This is a genomic window from Dyadobacter sp. LHD-138, from assembly GCF_030929615.1.
Classification (GTDB): Bacteria; Bacteroidota; Bacteroidia; order Cytophagales; family Spirosomataceae; genus Dyadobacter.
In genome coordinates this window covers 1-1,400 of sequence record NZ_JAVFVU010000104.1, presented here as the reverse complement: position 1 = coordinate 1,400, position 1,400 = coordinate 1, and the positions used below count along the sequence as shown (strand labels likewise).

At 39.0% G+C, this 1,400-nt stretch carries 1 protein-coding gene; it reads left to right on the top strand.

Features of this window, described 5'->3' with window-relative positions; all coding sequences use genetic code 11:
* Nucleotides 1-281: 281 nt before the first annotated feature.
* On the top strand, nt 282-1,322 hold the full coding sequence (locus RB622_RS30090; RefSeq protein ID WP_308050547.1) for an IS110 family transposase: 1,041 nt from the start codon (nt 282-284) through the stop codon (nt 1,320-1,322).
* Nucleotides 1,323-1,400 lie beyond the last annotated feature (78 nt).

Below are 1,400 nucleotides of genomic sequence, written 5' to 3'. Positions count from 1 at the left end.
CTTGACTTCTCCTATGTTTACGGTAGTGATAAATATTGGTTTAATATTTTGTAAATACCAATAAATTTGACTTGTAAAGTGAAAAAGAAGTGAGAGTAGATTGACTTCCAAGCAGCTTTTCAGCATGCTCAACGAGAGAAACTTACCCACTTTGTTTACTTCTTAGAGTTTGAACAGAATGTAAGGAATAACGCATTGCTTTATATCCAGAATATCCAGCCAGGAGACTAAACTGAGAGAAGTTTTCACTTTAATATTTGTTCACCTAAAAATGGATTGGTATGAAAAGGATTGTCAAACAAGTACTTGGTGTTGATGTGGCACAAAAAGAATTGGTGGTATGCCTTGGACGTATGCATGATGATTTAAGTGCCGACCTTTATGCTCATAAGACGTTTCCCAATACAGCGAAAGGATTCGTTTTACTTGTAGAATGGGTCAAAAAACTTACACACAGTAACATATCCGTACGTTACGTGATGGAACCCACAGGGGTGTACCATGAAGCTTTGGCTTATTTTTTGTCAGATCAGGGTATGGAAGTATCTATTGTATTACCTAACAAAATCAGTAATTACGCACGCAGTCTGACAATCAAAACGGTAACAGATAGGACAGCCTCAGAAGCAATTACCAGATTCGGTTTGGAAAGACATCTGGATTTATGGAAAAAGCCCTTACCAATCTATAAAAGTATAAAACAGCTGACAAGAGAACGTGATCAGATTATTTCCGAACGCACGGTAGTTAAAAACCAGCAGCATGCAGAGTTGTCCGAAGCTCACCCGGCCGAAAGTACTCTTCAAAGGATCCATAAGCGTTTGATGCTACTAAATAATCAGGAAAAAGAGATTAGCCAGGAGATCTCTATGCTGATCAAAACGGATCAGAAAGTTGAAAGCCAAATGCAACTTCTTTGTTCGCTGCCCGGAGTGGGAACACTTACGGCTGCAACAATTCTGGCAGAAACCAATGGCTTTGATTTGATCAGAAACAAAAGGCAGCTGGCCAGCTATGCAGGCTTAGATGTAAAGGAAAAGCAGTCAGGAACTTCCGTAAAAGGCAAGCCGCAGATATCAAAAAGAGGAAATAGATTTATCCGAAAAGCAATGCATATGCCGGCGCTGGCTGCAATCCGCCACGATGAACATTTTAAAACAATCTTTGTAAGGCTGGTAAGCAAACATGGAATCAAAATGAAGGCGGCAGTAGCTATACAAAGAAAACTATTGGAACTGATGTTTACGCTTTTTAAAACTAATGAAAAGTATGACAGTAACCACTTTAAAAAGTTAGAGGCAGTCCCGATGGACCACCCCTAAACAGGCTGACATAGTGCCGCCTAAAACATAAATTTATAAAAATAAATTAACAAGTGATTGGTTATTAACACAGAATCT

What these genes read in the sequence shown, in the direction of transcription:
- RB622_RS30090 (WP_308050547.1), top strand. Translation starts at nt 282, where the DNA reads ATGAAAAGGATTGTCAAACAAGTACTTGGTGTTGATGTGGCACAAAAA.